This is a genomic window from Streptomyces sp. NPDC006332 (genome assembly GCF_040612855.1).
In the GTDB taxonomy this organism is placed as follows: domain Bacteria; phylum Actinomycetota; class Actinomycetes; order Streptomycetales; family Streptomycetaceae; genus Streptomyces.
This window is the reverse complement of sequence record NZ_JBEXRA010000031.1, coordinates 42,959-65,728: the sequence shown is the minus strand read 5'-3', so window position 1 is coordinate 65,728 and position 22,770 is coordinate 42,959. Positions and strand designations below refer to the sequence as shown.

Below are 22,770 nucleotides of genomic sequence, written 5' to 3'. Positions count from 1 at the left end.
GGGGGGAGGGCGCGGACCCTACTGTTTGACGCCGCCGGCGGCCAGGCCGCTCTGCCAGTACCGCTGGAGCAGCAGGAAGGCCACGACGAGGGGCAGGATCGAGATCAGGGATCCGGTCACCACGAGCGCGAGCATGTCGCTGCTGGAGCCCGCCCCGCCGTTCTGGGCCTGGGCGGCCCAGGAGGAGAGCCCGACCGTGATCGGGTACAGGTCAGGGTCGTTCAGCATGATCAGCGGCAGGAAGTAGTTGTTCCAGGTCGCGACCAGCGTGAACAGCAGGACGGTCACCAGACCCGGCGCGAGCAGACGCAGGGCGATCGTGAAGAAGATACGGGCTTCGCCGGCGCCGTCGATGCGGGCGGCCTCCAGGATGCTGTCGGGAACGGCGTCCTGTGCGTAGACCCGCATGAGGTAGAGGCCGAACGGGTTGACCAGGGAGGGCAGGATGATCGCCCAGGGAGTGTTGACCAGGCCCGCCTCGGCGAACAGCAGGTACGTCGGGATCGCGAGGGCGGTGGTCGGGACCATGACGGCCCCGAGGACCAGGTTGAAGCCGAACCGGTCGCCGCGGAAGCGGAACTTGGCGAAGCCGTATCCGGCCGCCGCGGCGAGCAGGGCGGCACCTACGGAGCTCAGCACGGCGTACATCACCGTGTTGAGCAGCCAGCGTACGAAGACCCCGTCGTCCTGGGTGAAGGTCTCCTGGACGTTCGCCCACAGTCGCGGGGTGTGCGAGAACCACAGGCCGAAGCTGTTGAACAGGTCCTGGGTGCTCTTGGTCGAGGCGATCAGCAGCCAGCACAGGGGGAGGAGGAAGTAGGCCAGGGCCGCCAGCATGGCGATGGTCAGCGGGGTGCTGCGGCGTGCACGGGAACGGCGGCGCCGAGCGACGGGGACCGGGTCCGCCACCGGGGCGGCGCCGACCGCGGGGGTCGTCAGTGTCACGGGGTCCTCCTGCGGTTCGCGGTGAGCAGGATGGCGTAGGAGGCGATCACGATGACGAGGCCCAGGAGGAAGGACACCGTGGCCGCGTAGTTGACCTGCTGTCCGGTGAAGGCGAGGGAGTAGGCGTAGAGGTTGGCGGTGTAGGAGCTGCTGATGACGTCCGGGGCGACCTTCATCAGCAGGTTCGGTTCGTTGAACAGCTGGAAACTGCCGATGACGGAGAACAGCAGGGTGAGCATCAGGGCCGGCTTGAGCGCCGGGAGTTTCACGGACCAGGCGATCCGCCAGGCGCCGGCGCCGTCCATCGCGGCCGCCTCGTACAGCTCCTGCGGGACGGTGCGCAGGGCGGCGTACAGGATGATCATGTTGTAGCCGACGAACTCCCAGGTCACGATGTTCGCCAGACTGCCCAGCATCCAGCCCTCGCTGAGAAAACCGGGGGCAGGCAGGTCCAGTTTCCGGCTCAGCTGCGCGAACGGGCCGAAGTCCGGGCCGTACAGATAGCCCCACATGAGCGCGGCGACCACGCTCGGCACCGCGTACGGCACGAAGATGCCGAGCCGGATCACCCGGGCCAGCCGCAGCAGACCACTGTCGAGCGCGAGGGCGAACAGCAGTGCCAGCAGCAGCATCACCGGAACCTGGATCACGAAGAACAGCGCGACCCGTCCCACGCCGTGGATGAGCAGCGGGTCCCGGACGGCCTTCAGGTAGTTGTCCAGCCCGACGAACGCGGTGCCGCCGATGAGGCGTTCCTGGAACAGGCTGAGGTAGGCGGCGTAGCCGAGCGGGGCGAGGAAGAGCAGGACGAAGAGCACCATGAACGGTGCGACGAACAGCGGCCCTGCCGCCCGGCGCCTCCCCTTGGCGGAGGCGGCGGCGGTGGTGACGGCGGTGGTGACGGCCATCTCAGCGCCCCTTGACGGTGAAGCCCTGGGCCTTGGCATAGGTGGTGAGCCGCGACTGCCATGTGCCGAGTGCGCGGACGGTGTCGGTCTTGTCGGCGAGGGACTTGCCGACCGTCTCGGTCCAGTCGGTCGCCGCCTGGTCGAGGAACGGCGGCCACTGGAAGGAGGAGTTGACCGTGGAACCGATGTCCGCGAAGACCTGGTTGACCTTCTGGCCGCCGTAGAACGAGGGCTTGTCTCCGACGAACTCGGCGTCCGTGAGAAGCGCCTTCGTCGCCGGGAAGAAGAACTGTTCGGTGGCGAACATCTTCGCGCTGGCCGGGTCGCTGTTGAGGAACTGCGCGAACACCGCCGCCGCGACCGGGTTCTTGGTGGAGCGGATGACGGCGGTGGTCGAGCCGCCCCAGTTGCCGGAGCTGGGCTTGGCCGCGTCCCACTGCGGCAGCGGGGCCGCCCGCCACTTGCCGGCGGTGGCCTTGGCGGATCCGGAGAGGAAGACCGGCCCCCAGGCCGCGGTGATCCAGGTGGCGTACTTGCCCTTGTTGAGCGCCGCGTACCAGGAGTCGGTGAAGTCCGGCTCGACGCCGATGACGCCCTCCTTGGCGAGTCCGCCCCAGTACTCGCCGAGCTTCCTGGAGACAGCGTCGTCCACGCTGATGGCGATGTCGCTCTTGCCGGAGGTCACATACGGCTTGGCGCCGGCCTGCCACAGCAGGCCGTGCCAGGCGGCGACCTGGTTGGCCGCGAGGTTGGTCAGGTAGACGTCGGGGTCGGCCTTGTGGAGCTTGCGCGCCGCGGCGGCGAACTCGTCCCAGGTCCCCGGGACATCGATGCCGTGCTTGTCGAAGATGTCCTGCCGGTACAGCATGCCCATCGGGCCGGTGTCCTGCGGGATCGCCCAGACCTCGCCGCCGCTGCCGCTGACCTGCCCCCAGGTCCAGTCGACGAACTGCCCCTTGAGCGCGGAGGCACCGTAGGGGCGCAGGTCCAGCAGGCTGTCGGTGATGGTGAACGTCGGAATCGCCTGGTACTCCATCTGCACCATGTCCGGGGCGCCACTGCCCGCCTTCAGAGCCGTACGCAGCTTGGTGTACTGCGGGGTGCCCTGGCCGGCGTTGACGACCTTGACCTTGACGGCCGGGTACTTCTTCTCGAAGAGCGCGACCTCTTTCGCGATGTTCGGGACCCAGGTCCAGAAGGTCAGCTCGGTCGGAGTCTTCATCGCTTTGTCGATCTCGGCCCGGCTGACCGGCTTGGCGGCGGCGGAGGAGCCGCCGGAGTCATTGCCGCCGCAGGCGGTGAGGGCGGCGCCGAGCGACAGGGCGCCCGTCGTGGTGAGGAAGAGCCGACGGTTCATGGAGGAGGAGCGTGCGAAGGATCCGGATGTGGGCATGGTGAACTCCCGCCGATGGCGAAGGGGACCGCACGCCGGGGAAGGGCGTGCGGAAAGGGGATGAAGGTGGAAAAGCGCGCGTGGGCGTGACGGGATGGACGTCGAAGCCGACGGTTCGAAAAGCGCGCGGGTTGCTTACCGGCGTGCGGCGCACAGGTGTGTGCGGGACGGGCCGAAGAGCACTGCTGCCGTGCGGCTCGAGAGCCACAGGGTGGAGAGGAGTGCGCGCGTCGTCCGGGCCGCGGGGTCGTCCGCGGCGGCGGGGACACGGTCGGAAGGACGGGGCTGAACAAGAAACCGGTACGGCGGCTCGCCCCTGGGATCACACGCCGGGCAGGGGCTCTGCGGCCCGGGCCGCTCGGCGCTGTTCAGGGGGCGGTGGACGGCCCTCCCTTCGACAGCGGGGGACTGGACGCCTCCCCGGGGGGCCGGGAAGCGTTGTGCAGTCGCCGTCTGGGGGGTCTCCCGGGCGGCGGGGGCTGGGTCGAGGCGCGGACGATGAGATCGACCGGGGGGTCGTTCGCCGGCAGAGCCTCCGCCTCAGGGTTCTCGATGGCGTGCACCAGGCGCTTGAGCCCCTCCTGCGCCACCGTGTCGAACGGCTGCCGCACCGTGGTCAGCGGAGGAGTCACATAGGCGGCGACCGGAATGTCGTCGAAGCCGACGACGCTGACGTCCTCCGGCACGCGCCGGCCGGCTTCCGTCAGGGCACGGATCAAGCCGATGGCCATGTCGTCGTTCGCGGTGAACACCGCTGTCACGTCGGGGTCGGCGGCCAGTTCCTGGCCCGCCGAGTAGCCGGAGGCGGCCGACCAGTCGCCCTCGAAGACCGGCGGAGCGTCCCTGCCGTGGGCTGCCAGCGTCGCCCGCCATCCTTCACGTCGGTCCTTGGCGGCGTACCACCGCTGGGGACCGGCGAGGTGATGCACGGTCGGATGGCCCAGATCCAGCAGATGCTCGACGGCCGCCCGGGCCATCAGGTCGGCGCCGCCTCCCGCGGCCAGCACCGTGGAGGCGGTGAAGGGCGGCGGTGCGCCGAGGACCAGGACCGGCACGCTGATGCGGACGGAGAGGTCTCCCGCACCGGCTTCCTCCTCGATCGGCTCGGAGATGACGATCCCGTCCACGCCCTGGTCGAGGAGCGAGTCGACGGCGCCTGCGAGCCCTGAGGGGTCGCCTTCCATCGTGTTGACCACGCGGAGCGCGTAGCCCGTGTCCCGGACGACCCGCTCCACACCCATGAGCAGTGAGGCGGGGCCGTACAGAGCCGTGCCCAGCGTCACCACACCGATCGAGCGGGTCCGTCCGGAAGCCAGCGCCCGGGCGGCGTTGTTGAGGCGGTAGCCGAGCTGCCCGGCGGCTTCGAGGACGCGTCGGCGCACCTCGGCGGAGACATACGGCTCGTCGTTGAAGACCCTCGACACCGTCTTCTGCGAGACCCCGGCCGCCCGGGCCACGTCCACGCTGCGCGGCGCCCCGGGACTGCCGTCCCGTCCTGTCCCTCGCGTCATGACGTCTCCCGGTGGCCGAACGATCGAGCCCAATACTGCCAGACGCCGTGTGTCTGACTGCGCTGTCATGTCTACGTAGTCATGTCTACGCAGTCATATGGCGCCCGTCAAGAGCTCGGAACGTATCCGCAATGTTCCGTCCGAGGTTGTGGATCAGTCCGGCTTCGGGATCGTCATCCACCGCCACTGGGTGAACTGCTCCAGACTGGCGGTGCCGCCGATCCGTGATCCGTTGCCGGAGACGCCCATGCCGCCGAAGGGCGCGTTGGCGGCGTCCTTGGCGGAGACGTCGTTGATGTGGACCATGCCGGTGCGCAGTCGTTCGGCGACGGCGGCGGCTTTCGGTACGGAGCCGGAGTGCACCGCGGCGGTCAGACCGTACGCGGTGTCGTTGGCCATCTCGATGGCCTCCGCCTCGCTGCGGAAGGGGACGACCGGGGCGACCGGACCGAAGATCTCCTCGGTGTAGGCAGGCATGTCACGCTCGACACGGTCCAGGACGGTGGGCGGGTAGAAGAGCCCGTCGCGTCGGCCGCCGGTGCGCAGCCGTGCCCCGGCAGCCACGCTCTCGTCGACGATGTGCTGGACGCGCAGGGCCTGCCGCCCGCTGATGACCGGACCCATCGTGACGTGCTCGGTGCGCGGATCACCGATCCGCATGGCTCTCGCCTGGCCGACCAGCGCGTCGGTGTACGCGTCGATCAGACCGATGTGGACGAGGTGGCGACCGGCGGCGACGCAGGCCTGGCCCTGGTAGCCGAAGGTGCTGGCGGCTCCGGCTGCCGCGGCCGCCTCGATGTCCGCGTCGTCGAGCACGATGATCGAGTTCTTGCCGCCGAGTTCCAGGCAGACCCGCTTGAGGCCTTCTCCGGCCGCGCGGGCCACCGCCCGTCCGGCCTCCGTCGAGCCGGTGAACGAGACGAGGTCGACATGCGGATCGGTCGCGACCGCCCGCCCGGTCTCGGCGTCTCCCGGCAGGACATGCAGCACGCCCTCCGGCAGTCCGGCCTCCTCGAAGAGCCGCGCGACGAGGACGCCCCCGGACACCGGTGTGAGCGGGTCGGGCTTGAGCAGTACGGCGTTGCCCAGCGCGAGGGCCGGAGCGAGCGCACGCATCGCGAAGAGCAGCGGCGCGTTCCACGGGTTGATGACACCCACGACCCCCAGCGGTACCCGCCAGGCCAGACTGGTCGCGCCGGGGGCCTGCGGAGCGAGTACCTCACCCGGGGGCAGCGACGCGAGCCCCACGCCGTGAGCAATCTGGCCGAGGGCGGCGGCGATCTCGTAGTCACCCTTGGCCGGGACGCCCGCCGATTCACGGACGATCCAGTCGCGGACCGTCCCGCTGTGCTCCCGCAGAGCCGAGGAGGCACGCAGCAGCACCTCGATCCGTTCGCCGGGGGCCGCCGCGGCCCAACCCCCGGCCGCGCGGGCCGCCCTCGCGCCGGCTCGCGCCACGTCAGCGGGGGCCGCCACACCGACTTCGGCCAGCGGATGGCCTGTGGCCGGTTCGATGACCTGGCGGGTGCCGCCCTCGGAGGCGCACCAGCCCCCGCTGTAGATCTTCCCGGTCCACTCGGCGGGGGCCGGCCAGGTCCCCTCGCCGTTGACGTCCGTGGTCATGGTCCCGCCCTCCGGGCAGTCGGCGCACCTACACACCATGAGTGCCGATTCATGGTGATCTGCCACTCTTATTGTCTAGTGTCGTAATGAATGAGGGCGGCGCACCTCGGGCCCCTGCCGTTCAGGGGCAGAAGGCCCCAGGTGGGAGCGAGGCGAGATGACGTCATGACCGGATCCGCTTCCGGGGACGACCGCCCGCGCGCCGGGGCGCAGGGGACGGTCGACGAGGCGGCCACGGCGCGAGTCCGGGTGGACGGGCACGGCGTGGTGACCGCGTGGAACGAAGGGGCGCGGCGACTGCTCGGCCATCGTGCCTCCGAGGTCGTCGGCCGGAACGTGACCGTGCTGCTCCCGAACGCGGCTCCCGGAGAGATGCCGGATTCCCTCGGTGATCTGCGGAGGTGGAGCGGGACGGTGACGCTGCTGCACCGGGACGGCCGCCGGCTCCCCGTCAGTCTGCTGGCCCACCGCGGACTGGACGACGGGGGCGGGTGGCTGCTGGTGTCGGCGGTGACCCGCCCGGCGCGCGGACTGGAGGATGACGGGTTCGTGCAGCGGAGTTTCACGCATTCCCCCTGCACGATGGCCCTGTACGACACCGGACTGCGGCTGCGCCGGGCGAACGGGGACATGGAGCGTGCCATGGGCCTGTCCGAGGAGGCGATGCGCGGACTGCGGGTGACGGAGATCGTCGTCGATCCTGAGAGCGAGCGGACCGAGGCGGGGATGCGGCGCGTACTCGAGACGGGCCGGCCGCAGGAACTCGGAGCCGCGCTGCAACTCGAGGGCCATGAGCGTCAGAGCGTGTGGTCGGTGTCCCTCGCTCCCGTGTGGGACACCGACCGGCGGCTGGAGGGTGTCCTGCTGTCGGCCCACGACGCGACCGAGCAGCATTTGGCACGGCAGCGGCTGGTGCTGCTCAACGACGCCAGCGTGCTCATCGGCAGCACCCTGGACCTGGCGCGTACGGCCCAGGAACTCGCCGACGTCGCCGTGCCGCGGTTCGCGGACTTCGTCACCGTGGATCTCCTGCCGGCCATCGAGGGAGGAGAGGACCCGCCCCACGGCGCTCCGCGCGGACCCGTCAGGCTGCGCCGGGTCGCCTTCCAGTCGGTCCTGGAGGGCTGCCCCGAAGCCGTGGTACGACGCGGCACGGTGGCCGCGTACCCAGCCGGTTCGACCGCGGCCCGGTGCCTGGCCTCAGGGCGGCCGATCATCGAGCACGTGACCCCCGCTGCCTTGGCGGAGGTGGAACGGCAGACCCCGCAGCGCGCCGAACGTATGCGGAGATTCGGCTTCCATTCGGTGCTCGCGGTGCCCATGCGCGCCCGTGGCCTCACCCTGGGCGTGGCCACGTTCTCCCGCCACCGGCAGCCCAAGGTCTTCGAGCAGGACGATCTGCTGCTGGGCGAGGAGATCACCGCCCGCGCCGCCGTGTGCATCGACAACGCCCGCCGCTACACCCGCGAACGCGCCATCTCCCTCGCCCTGCAGAGCAGCCTGCTGCCGCAGCAACTCCCCGAGCAGGCAGCCCTGGACGTCGCCTCCCGCTACCTGCCGGCCAACACCCGGGCCGGCGTCGGCGGCGACTGGTTCGACGTCATTCCGCTGTCCGGCGCCAGGGTCGCCCTGGTCGTCGGCGACGTCGTGGGCCACGGCATCCAGGCCTCCGCCACCATGGGGCGGCTGCGCACCGCCGTACGCACACTCGCCGACATCGACCTTCCCCCCGACGAACTGCTCATCCACCTCGACGACCTGGTCAACCGCCCCGCAGGCGCGGCCGACGGCACCACCGCGACCACCGGTGACATCGGAGCCACCTGTCTGTACGCCGTCTACGATCCGGTCTCGCGTCACTGCACCGTCGCCCGCGCGGGCCACCCCGTGCCCGCCCTGGTGACGCCGGACGGCACGGTCGAGTTCCTGGATGTTCCGGCCGGCCCTCCGCTCGGTCTCGGCGGCCTGCCCTTCGAGTCGACCGAGCTGACACTGGCGGAGGGCAGCCTGCTCGTCCTCTACACGGACGGGCTCGTGGAGGTCCGCGGCCACGACGTCGACGACGGGACCGACACCCTGCGCGAGGCGCTCGGGCGACCGACCGGTGACCTGGAGGCGACCTGCGACGCCCTGCTGCGGACCATGCTCACGGACCACCCTTCCGACGACGTGGCCCTGCTGGTGGCCCGCACCCGTGCCCTCGACGCCTCCCACGTCGCCACCTGGCAGATACCGCCCGACCCCGCGATGGTCGCGTCGGCCCGCAAGAACGCCGGCCGGCAGCTGGTCGACTGGGGCCTGGAGGAGGCCGTGTTCGTCACCGAGCTGGTCGTCAGCGAACTGGTCACCAACGCCATCCGCTACGCCGAGCCGCCCATCGAACTCAGGCTGATCCACGACCGCACACTCATCTGCGAAGTCTCCGACGGCAGCACCACGGCCCCCCATCTGCGCCGGGCCCGCACCTTCGACGAGGGAGGCCGGGGACTGCTGCTCGTCGCCCAGCTCAGTCAGGGCTGGGGGACCCGCCAGACGACCGACGGAAAGATCATCTGGGCGGAACAGGCTCTCTCCGCGGAGCCAGGTGAATGGTAATTCACCGATGATTGGAAAAGGGTGGTGAATAGTCATTCATCGACTAAGATGAATGACTATTCACTCCACCACTGTCCACTGCTCGGAGAACGCCCATGCCGGATCCGCTGTCGGCCGATCCTGCCGCAGCCGTCGCCTCCGCCTCCGCGTCCCGAAACGGGCTGCGCGCACGCCTGACGGTCCCGGTCCTCGCATTCGGCGGAATCCTGATGGCGGTGATGCAGACCGCCGTCGTACCGCTGCTGCCCGACCTGCCGCGCCTGACCGGCTCCTCCGCGGGCGCCGTGTCGTGGACCGTCACCGCGACACTCCTCTCGGGCGCGGTGCTGACCCCCGTGCTGGGCCGCGCCGGAGACATGTACGGCAAGAAGCGCGTCCTCCTCCTCGCGCTCTCTCTGATGACGACCGGCTCGGTGCTGTGCGCGCTGACCTCCGACATCCGCGTCCTCATCGCGGCGCGGGCGCTCCAGGGTGCCGCCGCGGCCCTGGTCCCCCTCTCCATCAGCATCCTCCGCGACGTCCTGCCGCCCGAGCGCACCGCCTCCGCCGTGGCCCTGATGAGCTCCACCGTCGGCATCGGCGCGGCGCTGGGCCTGCCGCTCGCGGCGCTCATCGTCCAGTACGCCGACTGGCACACCATGTTCTGGGTGTCCGGCGCCCTGGGGGCAGCGGGGCTCGCGCTCGCCTGGTGGGCGGTGGACGAGTCGGCCGTACGGCAGCCGGGGCGGTTCGACACGCTCGGCGCGCTCGGTCTGTCCACGGTGCTGGTCTGTCTGCTCCTGGCGGTGTCACAGGGCGGTGAGTGGGGCTGGACCAGCGCCCCGGTCCTCGCGCTGTTTTCGGGCTTCGCGTTCGTCCTGGCCCTGTGGTGGTGGCAGCAACTGCGGGCCGAACGCCCGCTGGTGGACCTCCGGTTGGCATCCCGGTCGCGCGTCGCACTGCCCCACCTGACCGCGTTCCTCGTGGGCTTCGCCTTCTACGGCAACTCCCTGGTGACGGCCCAACTCGTGCAGGCTCCCGCGGACACCGGGTACGGGCTGGGCCTGTCGATCGTCGGCGCGGGACTGTGCCTGCTGCCCAGTGGCGTGATCATGCTGCTCCTCTCACCGGTCTCCGCCCGCATCTCGACCGCGCGCGGTCCGCGCGTGACGCTGGTGCTCGGGGCCCTCGTCATCGCGTTCGGGTACGGCATACGGATCCTGGACAGCCATCACCTGTGGGTGATCATCCTGGGCGGAGCGATCGTGTCGGCCGGTACGGCCCTGGCCTATTCGGCCCTCCCCACGCTGATCCTGGCCGCCGTGCCCGCCGGACAGACCGGCTCCGCCAGCGGCGTCAACGTCCTGATGCGGACCATCGGCCAGGCCGTGTGCAGCGCGGCCGTGGCCGCAGTCCTGATCCACCACACCAGGCCGGTCCACGGAGCACCCCTGCCCACTCTGGACGGCTATCTGCTGGCCTTCGCCATGGCCGGTTCCGTCGCCCTGGCCGGGTGCGCGATGGCCCTCTCCATACCGGGGGACAGCGATTCCCCGAAGGCCGGCCGATGGTACCGGCGGCGCGCCGGACGGGCCGCGGACCGGGTGCTGGAGGGAGCATGAGAGCCATGAGGTCCGCGAACTCCTCCGACACCAGGCCGAACACGGCGAGCACCACGCCGAACTCCCAGAGCACTACGACCGCGGCGGCCTCGGACACCGCCCCCAGCCGTCGGGACGCCGAGGCCACCAAGGCGGCGATCCTCCGCGCGGCCCGCTACCTCCTCGCCCGCCACGCCCACGCGGACATCACGCTCAAGTCCGTGGCCGACCGTGCCGGTGTCAGCCCGCCCTTGATCATGAAGTACTTCGGCAACAAGGACGCCCTGTTCGCGCGGGTGATGTCCTTCGAGGAGGACGCGGCCGCCCTGCTGGACGCGCCACTGCCGGACCTCGGGCGCCACATGGTCCGCCACGTACTCGTCAGCCAGTCCGAACAGGGCGCCGACCCGCTGCTGCGGATCGTCTTCGCCCCGCTCCACGGGGACCAGGGCGACACCCTCCGCGCCAATTTCCGTACCCAGGTGAGCGAGCGGCTCGCGCTGCGTCTCGACGGCCCCGACGCCGGTCTGCGCGCCGAACTCGCCGTCGGCATGCTGCTCGGCCTGGGCGTGATGTACGGCATCGCACGGGGCGAAGAGGTGCGCGCGACGGCGATCGATGTCGTTGTCGGAGAGTACGCACCCGCGGTGCAGGCGTGCCTGACGAGGTGAGCGAGGAGCGGGAATCCGTTCGCCGCGCGTTGCTGAAGTGACGTGTGCCCCGGGCGATTTCGCATTCCGCGGCGCCCGCCGACTGATCTCTCCTCTGGGCCTCTGAAGTGGACTGATACCCCCTCACGAGACCATTCTGTGAAGATCGGTAACGGCATACGATGACCGCGTTCTCATTCTCCTCTGTTTGGCCACGCCTTCTGCGGTAACACGTTCGGCGAACCGAAAGCTAGGGAGGTAACGCTGCTATGGGCATTCTCGCGTGGATATTCATCGGGCTGCTCGCCGGCGCCATTGCCAAGGCGCTCATGCCGGGCAAGGACCCGGGCGGAATCATCATCACCATGCTCATCGGTATCGCCGGAGGACTGCTCGGAGGATTCCTCGGTAAGGTGATCTTCGGCGTCGACTCGATCGACGGCTTCTTCGATCTGTCCACCTGGATCGCGGCCATCGTGGGGTCGGTCATCCTCCTCGCGCTGTACCGGGTGTTCACCAACCGCGGGCACGGACACCGGCGCGGCCACGTCCACGCCTAACAGCTCCGAGCAGTCGGCGTGGCCGGAGCCCGACAACAAGTGAAGTACGCGAGCGCCCCCGCCCTCGGGTGGGGGCGCTCGCGTCTGCCGCAACGCCCAGCGCCCCAAGGACCACCGAGCGCCCCGGGGTCACCCGTTGACCCCTGTGTAGCGCCGCAGGCTCCGGTTCCACAGCACCCGCGCGCCGACGAAAGCGGCCAGGCCGGTCAGCGGCGCCGTGGCGGCCACCTCGAAGGGCACGCCGAGGCCGCTGTCATGGCCGGTCAGGACCGCCGCCGGGAAGTACGCGATGAAGGCCAGCGGCAGTACGAAGGTGAAGGCTCCACTGACCAGGCGAGGGAAGATGGCGAGGGGGTAACTCCCGAAGGTGGACAGGAGTTCCTCCGTCCACATGCTCCAGTACGAGCTGCTCGGATAGTGCAGGTGGAGGGCCGAGAGCGCGACGAACACCGCCGCCTCCATCAGCGTGCCGCCGGCCAGCCCCGCGACGAGGTAGCCGATCCGCGCCGCCGTCCAGTCCACGGACACGGTGAGGACGGCGATGGTGAACATCGACACCCCCACCACCAGGTCCCCGAGCGCGTTCGTGGGGAACACCGACAACTGCACCTGCCGGAACACGGGCAGCGGCCGCAGCAGGAACCCCTCGATCCGCCCGTTCTGCACCAGCGCCGACATGTGATGCGCCCGGCCGAAGAACAGCACGTTATTCGCGTGGCTCAGCATCCGCATGGAGGCGATGAGCAGTACCGCGTCGCTCGGCCAGCCGCTCATACCGGGAAACCGGCCCAGCAGCACGGTGGCGAACACGATGATGGAGAGCTGCCAGACCGCGCCGACCGAGACGCTCAGCATGAAGTCCGTACGGTATTCGAGCTGCGCCCGGAACGAGATCCCGATGATCCGCCCGGCGACCGACCACGCCTTGCGAAAAGACCGGAAGGACCGGAGTGGATGGACGGCCATTTCCTCACCCTCCCTGGGACACGACCCGCTGCGACGCTTTGCGCCAGAGCCAACGGCTGAGCAGGGCGAGGCCCGCCACCCAGAACGCCTGGGCCGCGAGCTGCGCCGGAGCGGCGGACAGCGAAATCCGTCCGATGTAGAGGGACAACGGAGTGTTGAGCGTCGACTGGAACGGCAGCAGCACACTCAGCGACTGGAACCACCCGGGGAAGTACCAGAGCGGCGCGTACGCCCCGGACAGCAGGTTGCGGAGGAAGTTCAGGATCTGCAACACGCCCATGTCGCGCATTGTCCAGAAGCACAACAGATCGACGATCAGCGTCAGTTGGTACAGCACGCACTGCCCGAGAAGCAGACTCACGGCGCACACCGCCCCGGCGCCGGCCGACACCGGCGGCGCGAGCACCCCGAACGCGAGGCAGCCACCGTAACCCGCCAACGCCCAGGCCAGACCGTACAGTTGGTCGCCGAGCGCGCGGTAGAGGTAGTAGCGGGCGGGCGGCAGCGGACGCAGGAACCAGAACACGATGGTGCCGAGGTAGAGGTGGATGATCACCGAGTCGCGCGCGTTGTGGCGGTCCAGCCCCCGCAACGGCACCGTGAGGACCGCCAGCACGGCGAAGGTCACGGCCTGTTCGCGGTCCAGGCCCGCGCTGCTGGTGGTGTTCGCGTACAGCGCCCGCCACAGGCAGACGACCAGCAGGATCTGCACACACAGTCGGATGAGGGTGGCCGCGACGCGGCCGGGGGCGAGTACCTCCGCGAGCGGCGTGATGCGGGCCGTCCGCCAGGCCCGCGAAGGGCGGCCGGGCCGGTGTGCGACGGGGACCGGGGTCCGCTCGTACGGCGCCGTCTCGGGGGATGTCATGAGGTACGGCGCCGTCTCACGCCGGTTCGGGGACGGTGGGGGCACCGCCCCCGCCGGGTGCGTCCGGCGCGTCCGGGTCGAGATAGGCGGCCCGCATGACGTCCTCGAAGTCGCTCTCCTCCAGGGCGAGGTCGGTGACGTCGTAGCCCTGGACGACCCGACGGAGAGCCTCGTGGGCAGGAAGCTGGGCCGCGGGATCCGGGCCGAAGGCGAGGTGGTTGCCGTCGGCCCGGACGATCCGCAGCCCCTCGGGGCAGCGGGCGTCAACCGGCCCCGTGACCGTCGCGCGCACCACCCAGGAGCCGCCGAAGCTGCGCCGGATCTGGTCCAGCGAACCGTCGTGGACGATGCGCCCGTGGTTGATCAGCACGATCCGCTCGGCGAGGTGAGCGACCTCGGTCATGTCGTGCGTGGTGAGGAGCACGGTACGGCCCCGCTCCTTCACCTGGTGCCGGAGAAACCGGCGCACCTGCTCCTTGACAACGATGTCCATGCCAATGGTCGGCTCGTCCAGGAAGATGACCGGCGGATCATGCAGCAACGCGGCGGCGAGGTCGCAGCGCACCCGCTGACCGAGAGAGAGGTGTCGAACCCGGGTGTCCCAGAAGGCGGACAGGTCGAGCAGGTCGTCGAACTCCCGTAGTCGTGCCCGGTGTTCAGCTTCCCCTGTGCCGTAGATGTCCCGCAGGATCGCGAACGACTCACGGGCGGGCAGGTCCCACCACAGCTGGGTCCGCTGCCCGAACACCGCCCCCACGGTCCGCGCGTTGCGCAGCCGCTCCTGATACGGCACCACCCCGACGACCTCCGCCCGGCCGGAGGTCGGGGTGAGGATGCCGGTGAGCATCTTGATGATGGTGGACTTGCCTGCCCCGTTCGGGCCCAGCAGTGCGAGGAGTTCGCCGTGTTCGACCTGGAAGGAGACGTCGTCCACGGCGGTCATGGCGATCCGCCGCGGTGCCACCAGCGAGCGCATGACGCCGCGCAGTCCTTCACCGCGTTCGGTGGTGTGGAACACCTTGGTGAGTCCGTCGGTGCTGATCGCCGCAGGCATGTCTCTCCCCTCTCCCGGCGCTCCCTGTGCACGGAGTTACATCGGATGTGTTGATCGTCGAGGACTTCAGTGGTGGCTCATATGCATCGCCAGGATCGGGCACATCCCTCCATAGACACGAATAACGCTCATTTTCCCTGCGTTATCTTCACACTGTCCAGGGTGGTGCGTGCTGTGGAGTCCAGGGTCGGCCTTGTTCAGTCATCGGAGGAATGCGGAGGTCGGGCATTGACAGGCCCACCACGGCGCGGATTGAATCGGCGGCAGGCGGTTCCCGAACGGATCCTTCGCCTTCCCTCCCGCCCGGCCTTCGGGGACCCCTGACGGAGTTGACACGGTGAACGCCCTCTGGAAGAGCCTGCCCAGCGCGGTCGTCCCGAGCGTGGTCGCCGCCGAGCCGCTCGCCGGCGGGGCGGTGAACGACGTGTGGCGACTGACCCTCGCCGACGGAGCGGCGTACGTCCTCAAGGGTTCCGTCGACGCGCCGGCCGACCTGTTCCGGCTGGAGGTGGACGGCCTCAGGGCGCTCGACGAGCGGGCGGGCATCCGCACTCCCCGGGTGTTCGAGGTGAGCGGGCAGCACATCCTGATGGAGGCGCTGCGACCACGGCCCGAGACCGACGAGTTCTGGGAGTCGGCCGGCCGGGCCTTCGCGAAGCTGCACTCGGTACGCGGCGACCGGTTCGGCTGGGACACCGACGGATGGCTGGGCCTGCTGCCCCAGGAGAACGGCTGGACCGAGGACGGTCACGTGTTCTTCGCCGAGCGCAGGATCCGCCGCTACCTCCGCGAGCCCAAGGTCCGCGGCACCCTCGAACCGGCCGACCTGTCCGGCCTGGAGCGGATCTGCGAGCGCCTTCCGCATCTCGTCCCGGCGGCCCCGAGCGTGCTCAACCACGGCGACCTCTGGCCCAACAACCTCGTCGCGGACCCGGCCGGCGAACCGGTGTTCATCGATCCGGCGCTGTGCTGGATGTGGGCCGAGTCCGACCTCAGCATGATGTACTGCTGCGACCCTCCGCCGGACCGCTTCTTCCGCGCGTACGAGGAGGTGTCCCCCCTGGCCGACGGCTGGCGGGACCGCATGCCGCTGCTGCACCTGCGAGAACACCTCGCGGCTCTGGCCCACTTCGGGGTGTACGGCGACACCGTGGCCCGGGTCCGGGACATCGTGCGTACGTTCTCCTGAACAGGCACGCGTGGGGGTCCGCTTGTATCGGGCGCTTGTATCCGCCCACACCGCCAACTCATCGGATCTCTTGCGCGATGTTGACGACTCATCCTGTCATCTCTACCTTTCGACCTGAGATAGCTCCGATGAATCTCCGTGAGATGAACCTCTGTGAGTCGTACGAGCCAGGAGGCGCGATGCCCAGCCCGTCCAGCCGTCGTTCCAGCCGTCCGTCCAGACGTACGGTGCTTGCCACCGGCTCCGCGATCGGCGGGACACTGCTCGCGGGGGGCCTGCCCGCCCCGGCCGGAGCCGCGACGACCGACCCGCAAGGAACCGACCCGCACGGCACCGACCCCTGGCGTACCGTCCTCGACGACGCCGACCTGGTCTGGCAGCGGATGCCGAAGACCTGGTACGAGGGCCCGTACCTGGGCAACGGTTTCCTGGGTTCGGGGATCTACGCCGAACCGGGCACCGAAGCCGACACCTTCCAGGCCGTCCGCTTCAACGTGCAGCACTCCGAAGTCCAGGACCACCGCCCTCAGTTCGGATCGCTGTTCGGCCTCGCACGGCTGCCGATCGGTCACTTCACGCTGGAGCCGGTGGGCACCATCACCGGCCTCGACTGGAGGCTCGGGCTGCGTGACGCCGAACTGACCGGCACCCTCACCACGGACCGGGGCACCCTCACGATCCGCGCCCTGGTGCACAACTCCCGCTCCGTCCTCGCCGTCGAGGTGACACCGAGCGAAGGCGAACGCGACTTCACGTGGGTGTTCCACCCGGCGGAGGCGATCAGTCCGCGCGCCGCGTTCAAGCCGCTGCCGGCGGGATACCAGGCCAACCCGCCCGCCGAGACCCGCCAGTACGGCGCCGTCTCCGCCGCCGTGCAGCCGCTGCTCGCCGGCGGGCAGCACGTCACCGCGTGGCGGGAGCGCACCTGGGGGCGTACCCGGACCCTGTATGTGCATGTCGCGCACTCGCATCCGAAGTCGACGGCGCTCGGGCGCGCGTCGGCCGCGGTCCAGAGCGCCTCGAAACTCCCGTACGACGCACTTGCGGTGCCGCATCGCGCGTGGTGGAACGCCTACTACCGCAAGAGTTTCCTCTCGCTGCCCGACGCCCGCATGCAGCGCTTCTACTGGATCCAGCTGTACAAGACGGCCTCCGCGGCCCGGCGCGACGCGCCCGTGATGGCCACCTGCGGTCCCTGGGTGGAGTCCACGCCGTGGCCGGCGACCTGGTGGAACCTGAACGTGCAGTTGGAGTACTGGCTGATCCACGGCTCCAACCACCTCGAACTCGACGCCGTGACAAGGGCGTTGAGCGAGTTCCGGGACAACCTCAGGGCGGAGGTGGCGCCCGCGTACCGCGCCGACTCACTGGGGATCCCGCGCACCACCGACGCCTCACTGGTCAACGGCGGCGCCACCGACCCCGTACTGGGCTACGGCGTCGGCATCCCGGGCCAGGACCCGCCGACCCCCGAGGTCGGCAACCTCACCTGGGCCCTGCACAACGTCTGGCTCAGCTATCGCCACACGATGGACGAGTCGATCCTCCGTGACGTCCTCTTCCCGCTCCTGCGCAAGGCGATCAACTACTACCTGCGCTTCCTGGAGCCGGGCGCCGACGGCAAACTGCACCTGCCGGCCACCTTCTCACCCGAGTACGGGGGGAACTCGCGGGACTGCAACTACGACCTGATGCTGCTCACGTGGGGCTGCCGCGCCCTCCTCGAGTCGGCCGAAATCCTCGGCCTCGACGACGAGTTGGCGCCGCGCTGGCGCGAGGTGCTGAGCAGGCGGGCCGCGTATCCGACGGACAGTAACGGCTTCATGATCGGCGCGGACATCCCGTTCGCGAAGTCGCACCGTCACTACTCGCACCTGCTGGCGGTGTACCCGCTGTACGAACTGACCGGCCGTACGCCCGACGAGAAGGCCCTGATCGAGCGGTCGCTGGCCCACTGGGTGGGCTTTGAAGGCGCCCTCCAGGGATACACGTTCACGGGCGCGGCCTCCATGTCGGCGCTGCTGGGCAAGGGCGAGGACGCGCTCAGTTACCTTCGCCAGCTGATGACCCGCTTCATCCAGCCCAACACCATGTACAAGGAATCGGGCCCCGTCATCGAGACCCCCCTCTCGGCCGCCCAGTCCCTCCACGACATGGTCTGCCAGTCCTGGGGCGGCACCATCCGCGTCTTCCCCGCGCTGCCCGCCGCCTGGGCGGACCTGACCGTGCACGACTTCCGAACCCAGGGGGCGTTCCTGCTCAGTGCCGTACGCAAGGGCGGGGTGACCCGCTGGGTACGGCTGGTCAGTGAGGCGGGCGCGCCCTGCGTGGTGCGGCATGGCGTCCCCGGCCCGATCGAGGTACGTGACGGCGGCGGACGCCCGCTGCGGTACCGATCCTTGGGTGACGGGACGATCCAAGTCACCTTGCGCAAGGGCGAGTCGGCCCTCATCACCGCCAAGGGTGACCGCCCCGACCTGCGGATCGCTCCCGTCGAGCCGAACGAGGAGGCGCCCCGCTGGGGACTGCCCGGGTGACCGGGCTCCGACCGACGCGCCCCCGGGCCGCCTCGGCGAGCCCGGCCTTGAGAAGATCGTCCATGACCGGCATGTCCATCAGTCGTGGAAGGAACCAACGAGATCATGCGCGTCACCATGGCCCGCGGTCTGACGGGGGCATCCGGATGACCGGCGGCGAGGAACCCGTCCTGCTGCACACCACCGGCCGGGTCGCCCACATCACCCTCAACCGGCCGAGGGCCATCAACGCCCTGAACCACGCCATGGTGCGCCGCATCAACGACGCACTGGCGGCATGGGCACACGATCCGGCCGTGGAGGCCGTCGTCCTCACCGGCGCGGGGGAGCGCGGCCTGTGCGCGGGCGGCGACATCCGCGCCGTCCACGACGACGCGCGCGACGGGGACGGCACGGCCTCGGCCGCTTTCTGGCGGGACGAGTACCACCTCAACGCTCGTATCGCCCGCTATCCCAAGCCGTACGTCGCCGTCATGGACGGCATCGTCATGGGCGGCGGTGTCGGTGTCTCCGCGCACGGCGGGGTCCGGGTGGTCACCGAGCGGTCGAGGATCGCCATGCCGGAGACCGGTATCGGGTTCGTGCCGGATGTCGGCGGCACCCATCTGCTCGCCCATGCCCCGGGCGAACTGGGCACCCACCTCGCGCTCACGGGGGCGCAGATCGGTGCCGGGGACGCCTTGGGGTGCGGGCTAGCCGATCACTACGTACCGTCCACCGCACTGGGGCAGTTCGTCGACGACCTCGCCGAGCTGTCCGTCCGGGAAGCCCTGGACCGTCATGTGCGGCCGTCGCCGGAGGCGGAGCTGGCCGGCCACCGGGAGTGGATCGACACCTGCTACGCGGCCGACACCGTCGAGGCGATCGTCCATCGGCTGCTGGCCCAGGGTGACCCGGCCGCCAAGGAGACCGCGCAGACCCTGCTGTCCAAGTCGCCCACCTCCCTCAAGGTCACCCTGGCCGCCGTGCGCCGCGCCCGGCGTCTCGGCACGCTGGAGCGGGTGCTGGAACAGGAGTACCGCGTCTCCTGCGCGGCCCTGACCACACCCGACCTGGTCGAGGGCATCCGCGCCCAGGTCATCGACAAGGACCGCGACCCACGGTGGTCACCGGCGACTCTCGCGGAGGTGACCGACGCCGACGTGGAGCGCTTCTTCGAGCCGCTGGGCGAGCGTGAACTCGGGCTCACCGCACCGGACACCACCGCGTAGCCGACGTGGTGAGCGGGACTTGCTGAGGCGGTGCTGTCCGTCCACCTCGCCATGCGGACCACCCTGTGGGCCGCTTCGCCTGGTCTTCGGTGAACTGGTCGAACGACTGCCGCACCCGATGCCGGCCACGGCGTCCGCGGGGACGACGGTGGCCGCCCCGCGATGACGCCGGGCGTCCCCAACTGGCCGACCGCGCGGTCGAGTTGCGTGACCGCGGCGGCGACGTCGTCGAGCGCGACGGAGGCGCGGAAGCCCCACGACGCGGTCAGGTGCGGCACTGTGCGGTGCGTCGGTTATGCGTCGGCCTGCGCGGGCTTCTCCTCGGCCTGCTTCGGTGCCGCCTGCTTCGGCGCGTCGGGGGCGGTGTAGAAGACCGAGGATCCCTGCTTCGAGCGCTGCGCCTGGCTCTTGGCAACCAGCCCTTCGAGTGTCGTGCGCACCACGGTCGTCTTGACGGCGCGCTCAGGGTGGGCCTTGTCAAGGGCAGTCGTGATCTCCGCTGCCGAGCGCGGCTCCTTCTGCTCGGCGAGGTGACGACGGACCAGGTCGACAAGCGTCGGCTGGGCCGACTTCGCGGCTTCCGCCTTCTCCGCGGGCTTCTCGGCGGCCGCCTTGACGGCAGTCGACTTGACGGGGGTCGACTTCGCGGCGGTCGCCTTGCCCGCAGTTGACTTCGCGGCGGCCGGCTTCCCGGCAGCGGCCTTCCCCGCGGCCGCCTTCCCCGCGGCCGCCTTGCCCGCGGTCGGCTTCTCCTCAGCAGGCTTCCCGGCCGTGGCCCGACCGGCCCGAGTGGCGGTCTTCTTCGCCCCCGCCCGCTTGCCCGCGCCGGACCCGGTGGCCGCCCTCTTACGGGGAGCGGGCACCGCGATGCTGTCCGACGGTGCCACGGACCCGGCGGACACCGGAGGCGTGCCGATCGCCTGCTGGATGTTGGTCAGCACCGCGTGGTCCCGCTGGAGCGCGGCCAACTGCTCCTGCAACGCGGCGATTTCCCCACCGATGCGTTCTTGCTCCTTGGAGTTGCGTTCCAGGTCGGCGGCGACCTGAGCGGTGTACTGCGATGTCAGTTCGGTGACTGAGGCGTTCTGCGACATGGGTGCACAACCTTTCCTCGGCTCGAGGCCGGATTCGAAGGACTGCCGCATGAATGTGTCTCGGACGATCACTGCGGCGCGGCAGTCACATACAAGGCGCAGTGCCCTGTCGTAGCGATAGTACGGACAACAAGAGCATGTTGTTCTCCGCACGCAGGTCTCCGCACTGACATCAGTCCTCTGCGGGTGTTGGTGGGACCCCAATGATGTGAGTCGTCCAACTGCCCGGCGGGCCATGGCCAAAGCCATGGGGCGGGGCGCAAGCGGGCCGGTGTGCGAGGATCCCTCGGCAGGTGGCGACGGAGACCGTAACGGTGACACCACTGGGTGACGCAGGCCACAGGAACTCCTCCCGTGTCGCGGAGAGAAGTGGTCGTGAGGGATTCAGAAGACAATGTGCGCCGCCGTGTGCGGGAGGGGGACCGTGAGGCGTTCGCCCAGCTGTACGAGGAGTTCGCCCGCGCCGTGTACAACCACGGGCTCCGCTTGACCGGCGACTGGTCGACGGCCGAGGAGGTCATGTCCGACACCTTCTTGACCGCGTGGCGGACCCGCGAACGCGTGCTGGAGGAGGGCGGCTCCCTGCTGCCCTGGCTGCTGGGCATCGCCACACACAAGGCCGACAACGCCCGCCGTGGCGTACGCAGACGACAACTGTTCCTGGCACGTCAACCGCAGCCACGCGTGGAGGAGGACTTCGCGCCCCGGACCGTCGCACGCATCGACGACGCACGGTACCTGCGCTCCGTCCAGGCTGCCCTGGGACGACTCAGACGCCAGGAGCGGGAGGTGCTGGCCCTGTGCGTGTGGTCCGGGCTCGACTACCAGCAGACGGCCGAAGCCCTGGGCATCGCCGTCGGAACCGTACGTTCCCGGCTGTCACGTGCCCGCAAGAAGCTCGCCCGGCTCGCAGCAGAAGACCGGGAACCACCCACTGCCCGCGGAGAGATGACAAGTGCGGCCGCGATCGCGGCCCTGCCCGTACGGGAGGAGCTCACATGAACGACAAGGCCACGGGGGCTTCCCCGGAGCGCCACGGCGACCGCGACGAGATCGCCCGCCTGCTGCCGGCGCCCGCCGACTGGGACCTTCCGCACGAGCAGCACCTTCGTCACAAGGACCTTCTGATGCACCACATCGACCATGACCAGGTCACCCGTCCCCGACCGGCGCGCAGGCTGCTGCGACCTGCGGTACTGGCGCCTGCGACCGCCCTGGCGCTGGCGTGCGCGGTGACCGTGGGAATCACCCTGACCGGCGGTGACCGAGGGCCCGCCGGGACCGCGTCGCACCGTGCGGCCACCGACATGCAGCCCGCCGCGGCACTCCTGGACCGGATCTCCGACGCCACGGAGACCCGCCCCGACCTCACGGTGCGCGACGACCAGTTCGTCTACACCAGGGAGAAGGAGAACGGCGCCGACCTGACCAGCGGGAAGGCTGTCCTCGGTCCGCTGGTGGACCGTGAGGAGTGGATCGCGCAGGAACCGGGGCCCCTGCGGACACTCGGCATGATCCGGGAGGACGGCACCGACATCCGCATCAACGCCAACTTCGGTGACACCAACGGCACACCGGCCGGGCTCGGCCGGCCCACCTACCACTGGCTCAGGACCCTGCCCACCGACCCTGACAAGCTGCTGGCCTATCTGTACGCACAGACCCCGGTCGCGGAGAGCCGGGAACGCGACCAGGCGGTGTTCGAAGAGATCGGTGCCCTGCTCGGTGGGGTGATGCCGCCCCGTACGGCGGCCGCCCTGTACCGGGCCGCGGCGAAGATCCCCGGAGTCACCCCGGCCCCGCAGGCCCACGACGCGATCGGCCGCAAGGGCCTCGGCATCGCCCGCGACGACACCCGCTACGGCCTCCGTACCGAGTGGGTCTTCGACAAGAAGGACTTCTCCTTCCTCGGCTCCCGCACCTATCTGACCAAGGACTCCTCCTACGCGAAGGCCGGTGCGCTGCTGGAAAGCTCGGCCGAACTGGAACACGCCGTCGTCGACGCGGTCGGCCGGCGGCCCCGCGACGCACAGCACGCACAGGACGAGCGGCAGGGCTGATCTCTTCCCTGCCGACGGCTTGCCGG

At 70.0% G+C, this 22,770-nt stretch carries 18 protein-coding genes; 9 read left to right on the top strand and 9 right to left on the bottom strand.

All coding sequences use genetic code 11. The features are described 5' to 3' along the window. Window positions 1-18 precede the first annotated feature (18 nt). From ABZ027_RS26095 to ABZ027_RS26075, 5 genes are all read right to left on the bottom strand, one after another. Window positions 19-909 (bottom strand): carbohydrate ABC transporter permease, encoded by an 891-nt coding sequence (locus tag ABZ027_RS26095; protein WP_356772438.1) that lies wholly within the window; start codon window positions 907-909, stop codon window positions 19-21. Between the two features lie 32 nt (window positions 910-941). Beyond that, window positions 942-1,853, bottom strand: coding sequence for a sugar ABC transporter permease (locus ABZ027_RS26090; protein WP_356772365.1), 912 nt, complete (start codon window positions 1,851-1,853; stop codon window positions 942-944). A 1-nt stretch (window position 1,854) separates the two neighbouring features. Further along, window positions 1,855-3,246: an extracellular solute-binding protein gene (locus ABZ027_RS26085; protein WP_356772363.1), complete on the bottom strand. Its 1,392-nt coding sequence runs from the start codon at window positions 3,244-3,246 to the stop codon at window positions 1,855-1,857. Between the two features lie 368 nt (window positions 3,247-3,614). Beyond that, on the bottom strand, window positions 3,615-4,757 hold the full coding sequence (locus ABZ027_RS26080) for a LacI family DNA-binding transcriptional regulator (protein ID WP_356772361.1): 1,143 nt from the start codon (window positions 4,755-4,757) through the stop codon (window positions 3,615-3,617). A gap of 153 nt (window positions 4,758-4,910) precedes the next feature. Next, window positions 4,911-6,380, bottom strand: a complete 1,470-nt coding sequence (locus ABZ027_RS26075; RefSeq protein ID WP_356772359.1) for an aldehyde dehydrogenase family protein — start codon at window positions 6,378-6,380, stop codon at window positions 4,911-4,913. Window positions 6,381-6,545: 165 nt separating this feature from the next. On the opposite strand from ABZ027_RS26075, the gene ABZ027_RS26070 reads away from it, so the two are divergent. From ABZ027_RS26070 to ABZ027_RS26055, 4 genes are all read left to right on the top strand, one after another. Next, entirely contained in the window at window positions 6,546-8,975 is a 2,430-nt protein-coding gene (locus ABZ027_RS26070) for a SpoIIE family protein phosphatase (RefSeq protein WP_356772357.1), read from the top strand. A 95-nt stretch (window positions 8,976-9,070) separates the two neighbouring features. After that, complete coding sequence (locus tag ABZ027_RS26065) at window positions 9,071-10,576, top strand: MFS transporter (protein ID WP_356772356.1); 1,506 nt, start codon at window positions 9,071-9,073, stop codon at window positions 10,574-10,576. Between the two features lie 5 nt (window positions 10,577-10,581). Further along, window positions 10,582-11,226: a TetR family transcriptional regulator gene (locus tag ABZ027_RS26060; RefSeq protein ID WP_356772354.1), complete on the top strand. Its 645-nt coding sequence runs from the start codon at window positions 10,582-10,584 to the stop codon at window positions 11,224-11,226. Between the two features lie 248 nt (window positions 11,227-11,474). After that, window positions 11,475-11,765: a GlsB/YeaQ/YmgE family stress response membrane protein gene (locus ABZ027_RS26055; RefSeq protein ID WP_356772352.1), complete on the top strand. Its 291-nt coding sequence runs from the start codon at window positions 11,475-11,477 to the stop codon at window positions 11,763-11,765. A gap of 129 nt (window positions 11,766-11,894) precedes the next feature. On the opposite strand, the gene ABZ027_RS26050 is transcribed toward ABZ027_RS26055, so the two are convergent. The 3 genes from ABZ027_RS26050 to ABZ027_RS26040 are packed head-to-tail and all read right to left on the bottom strand — an operon-like array spanning window position 11,895 to window position 14,653. Then, entirely contained in the window at window positions 11,895-12,731 is an 837-nt protein-coding gene (locus ABZ027_RS26050; RefSeq protein WP_356772350.1) for an ABC-2 family transporter protein, read from the bottom strand. Between the two features lie 4 nt (window positions 12,732-12,735). Continuing rightward, window positions 12,736-13,599 carry an ABC-2 family transporter protein gene (locus ABZ027_RS26045; RefSeq protein WP_356772348.1) on the bottom strand — a complete coding sequence of 288 codons (864 nt, stop codon included), beginning with the start codon at window positions 13,597-13,599 and terminating at the stop codon, window positions 12,736-12,738. Between the two features lie 16 nt (window positions 13,600-13,615). Beyond that, window positions 13,616-14,653 (bottom strand): ATP-binding cassette domain-containing protein, encoded by a 1,038-nt coding sequence (locus ABZ027_RS26040; protein WP_356772346.1) that lies wholly within the window; start codon window positions 14,651-14,653, stop codon window positions 13,616-13,618. A gap of 337 nt (window positions 14,654-14,990) precedes the next feature. On the opposite strand from ABZ027_RS26040, the gene ABZ027_RS26035 reads away from it, so the two are divergent. The 3 genes from ABZ027_RS26035 to ABZ027_RS26025 all read left to right on the top strand — a co-directional run bounded on the left by ABZ027_RS26035 (window position 14,991) and on the right by ABZ027_RS26025 (window position 19,590). Next, window positions 14,991-15,842: a fructosamine kinase family protein gene (locus ABZ027_RS26035; RefSeq protein WP_356772344.1), complete on the top strand. Its 852-nt coding sequence runs from the start codon at window positions 14,991-14,993 to the stop codon at window positions 15,840-15,842. 179 nt (window positions 15,843-16,021) lie between these two features. Further along, window positions 16,022-18,379, top strand: coding sequence for a glycoside hydrolase family 95-like protein (locus ABZ027_RS26030; protein WP_356772342.1), 2,358 nt, complete (start codon window positions 16,022-16,024; stop codon window positions 18,377-18,379). A 146-nt stretch (window positions 18,380-18,525) separates the two neighbouring features. Next, window positions 18,526-19,590: an enoyl-CoA hydratase/isomerase family protein gene (locus tag ABZ027_RS26025; RefSeq protein ID WP_356772340.1), complete on the top strand. Its 1,065-nt coding sequence runs from the start codon at window positions 18,526-18,528 to the stop codon at window positions 19,588-19,590. A gap of 293 nt (window positions 19,591-19,883) precedes the next feature. Here ABZ027_RS26025 and ABZ027_RS26020 read toward each other — a convergent pair whose 3' ends face one another. Beyond that, on the bottom strand, window positions 19,884-20,684 hold the full coding sequence (locus ABZ027_RS26020; protein WP_356772338.1) for a hypothetical protein: 801 nt from the start codon (window positions 20,682-20,684) through the stop codon (window positions 19,884-19,886). A 396-nt stretch (window positions 20,685-21,080) separates the two neighbouring features. Between ABZ027_RS26020 and ABZ027_RS26015 the strand changes: the two genes are divergently transcribed. Both ABZ027_RS26015 and ABZ027_RS26010 read left to right on the top strand, forming a co-directional pair. After that, the gene (locus ABZ027_RS26015) at window positions 21,081-21,686 is read left to right on the top strand and encodes an RNA polymerase sigma factor (protein ID WP_356772436.1); all 606 of its coding nucleotides are present in this window, start codon (window positions 21,081-21,083) and stop codon (window positions 21,684-21,686) included. Continuing rightward, window positions 21,683-22,744: a CU044_5270 family protein gene (locus tag ABZ027_RS26010; protein WP_356772336.1), complete on the top strand. Its 1,062-nt coding sequence runs from the start codon at window positions 21,683-21,685 to the stop codon at window positions 22,742-22,744. Before ABZ027_RS26015 ends, ABZ027_RS26010 begins: the two co-directional genes overlap by 4 nt. Window positions 22,745-22,770 lie beyond the last annotated feature (26 nt).

Excerpts from the sequence above, each read along its gene's own strand:
- ABZ027_RS26030 (WP_356772342.1), top strand. The coding sequence starts at position 16,022 with ATGCCCAGCCCGTCCAGCCGTCGTTCCAGCCGTCCGTCCAGACGTACG.
- ABZ027_RS26090 (WP_356772365.1), bottom strand. The coding sequence starts at position 1,853 with ATGGCCGTCACCACCGCCGTCACCACCGCCGCCGCCTCCGCCAAGGGG.
- ABZ027_RS26045 (WP_356772348.1), bottom strand. The coding sequence starts at position 13,599 with ATGACATCCCCCGAGACGGCGCCGTACGAGCGGACCCCGGTCCCCGTC.
- ABZ027_RS26065 (WP_356772356.1), top strand. The coding sequence starts at position 9,071 with ATGCCGGATCCGCTGTCGGCCGATCCTGCCGCAGCCGTCGCCTCCGCC.
- ABZ027_RS26055 (WP_356772352.1), top strand. The coding sequence starts at position 11,475 with ATGGGCATTCTCGCGTGGATATTCATCGGGCTGCTCGCCGGCGCCATT.
- ABZ027_RS26075 (WP_356772359.1), bottom strand. The coding sequence starts at position 6,380 with ATGACCACGGACGTCAACGGCGAGGGGACCTGGCCGGCCCCCGCCGAG.
- ABZ027_RS26025 (WP_356772340.1), top strand. The coding sequence starts at position 18,526 with ATGACCGGCGGCGAGGAACCCGTCCTGCTGCACACCACCGGCCGGGTC.
- ABZ027_RS26085 (WP_356772363.1), bottom strand. The coding sequence starts at position 3,246 with ATGCCCACATCCGGATCCTTCGCACGCTCCTCCTCCATGAACCGTCGG.
- ABZ027_RS26040 (WP_356772346.1), bottom strand. The coding sequence starts at position 14,653 with ATGCCTGCGGCGATCAGCACCGACGGACTCACCAAGGTGTTCCACACC.
- ABZ027_RS26070 (WP_356772357.1), top strand. The coding sequence starts at position 6,546 with ATGACCGGATCCGCTTCCGGGGACGACCGCCCGCGCGCCGGGGCGCAG.
- ABZ027_RS26010 (WP_356772336.1), top strand. The coding sequence starts at position 21,683 with ATGAACGACAAGGCCACGGGGGCTTCCCCGGAGCGCCACGGCGACCGC.
- ABZ027_RS26060 (WP_356772354.1), top strand. The coding sequence starts at position 10,582 with ATGAGGTCCGCGAACTCCTCCGACACCAGGCCGAACACGGCGAGCACC.
- ABZ027_RS26020 (WP_356772338.1), bottom strand. The coding sequence starts at position 20,684 with ATGTCGCAGAACGCCTCAGTCACCGAACTGACATCGCAGTACACCGCT.
- ABZ027_RS26050 (WP_356772350.1), bottom strand. The coding sequence starts at position 12,731 with ATGGCCGTCCATCCACTCCGGTCCTTCCGGTCTTTTCGCAAGGCGTGG.
- ABZ027_RS26080 (WP_356772361.1), bottom strand. The coding sequence starts at position 4,757 with ATGACGCGAGGGACAGGACGGGACGGCAGTCCCGGGGCGCCGCGCAGC.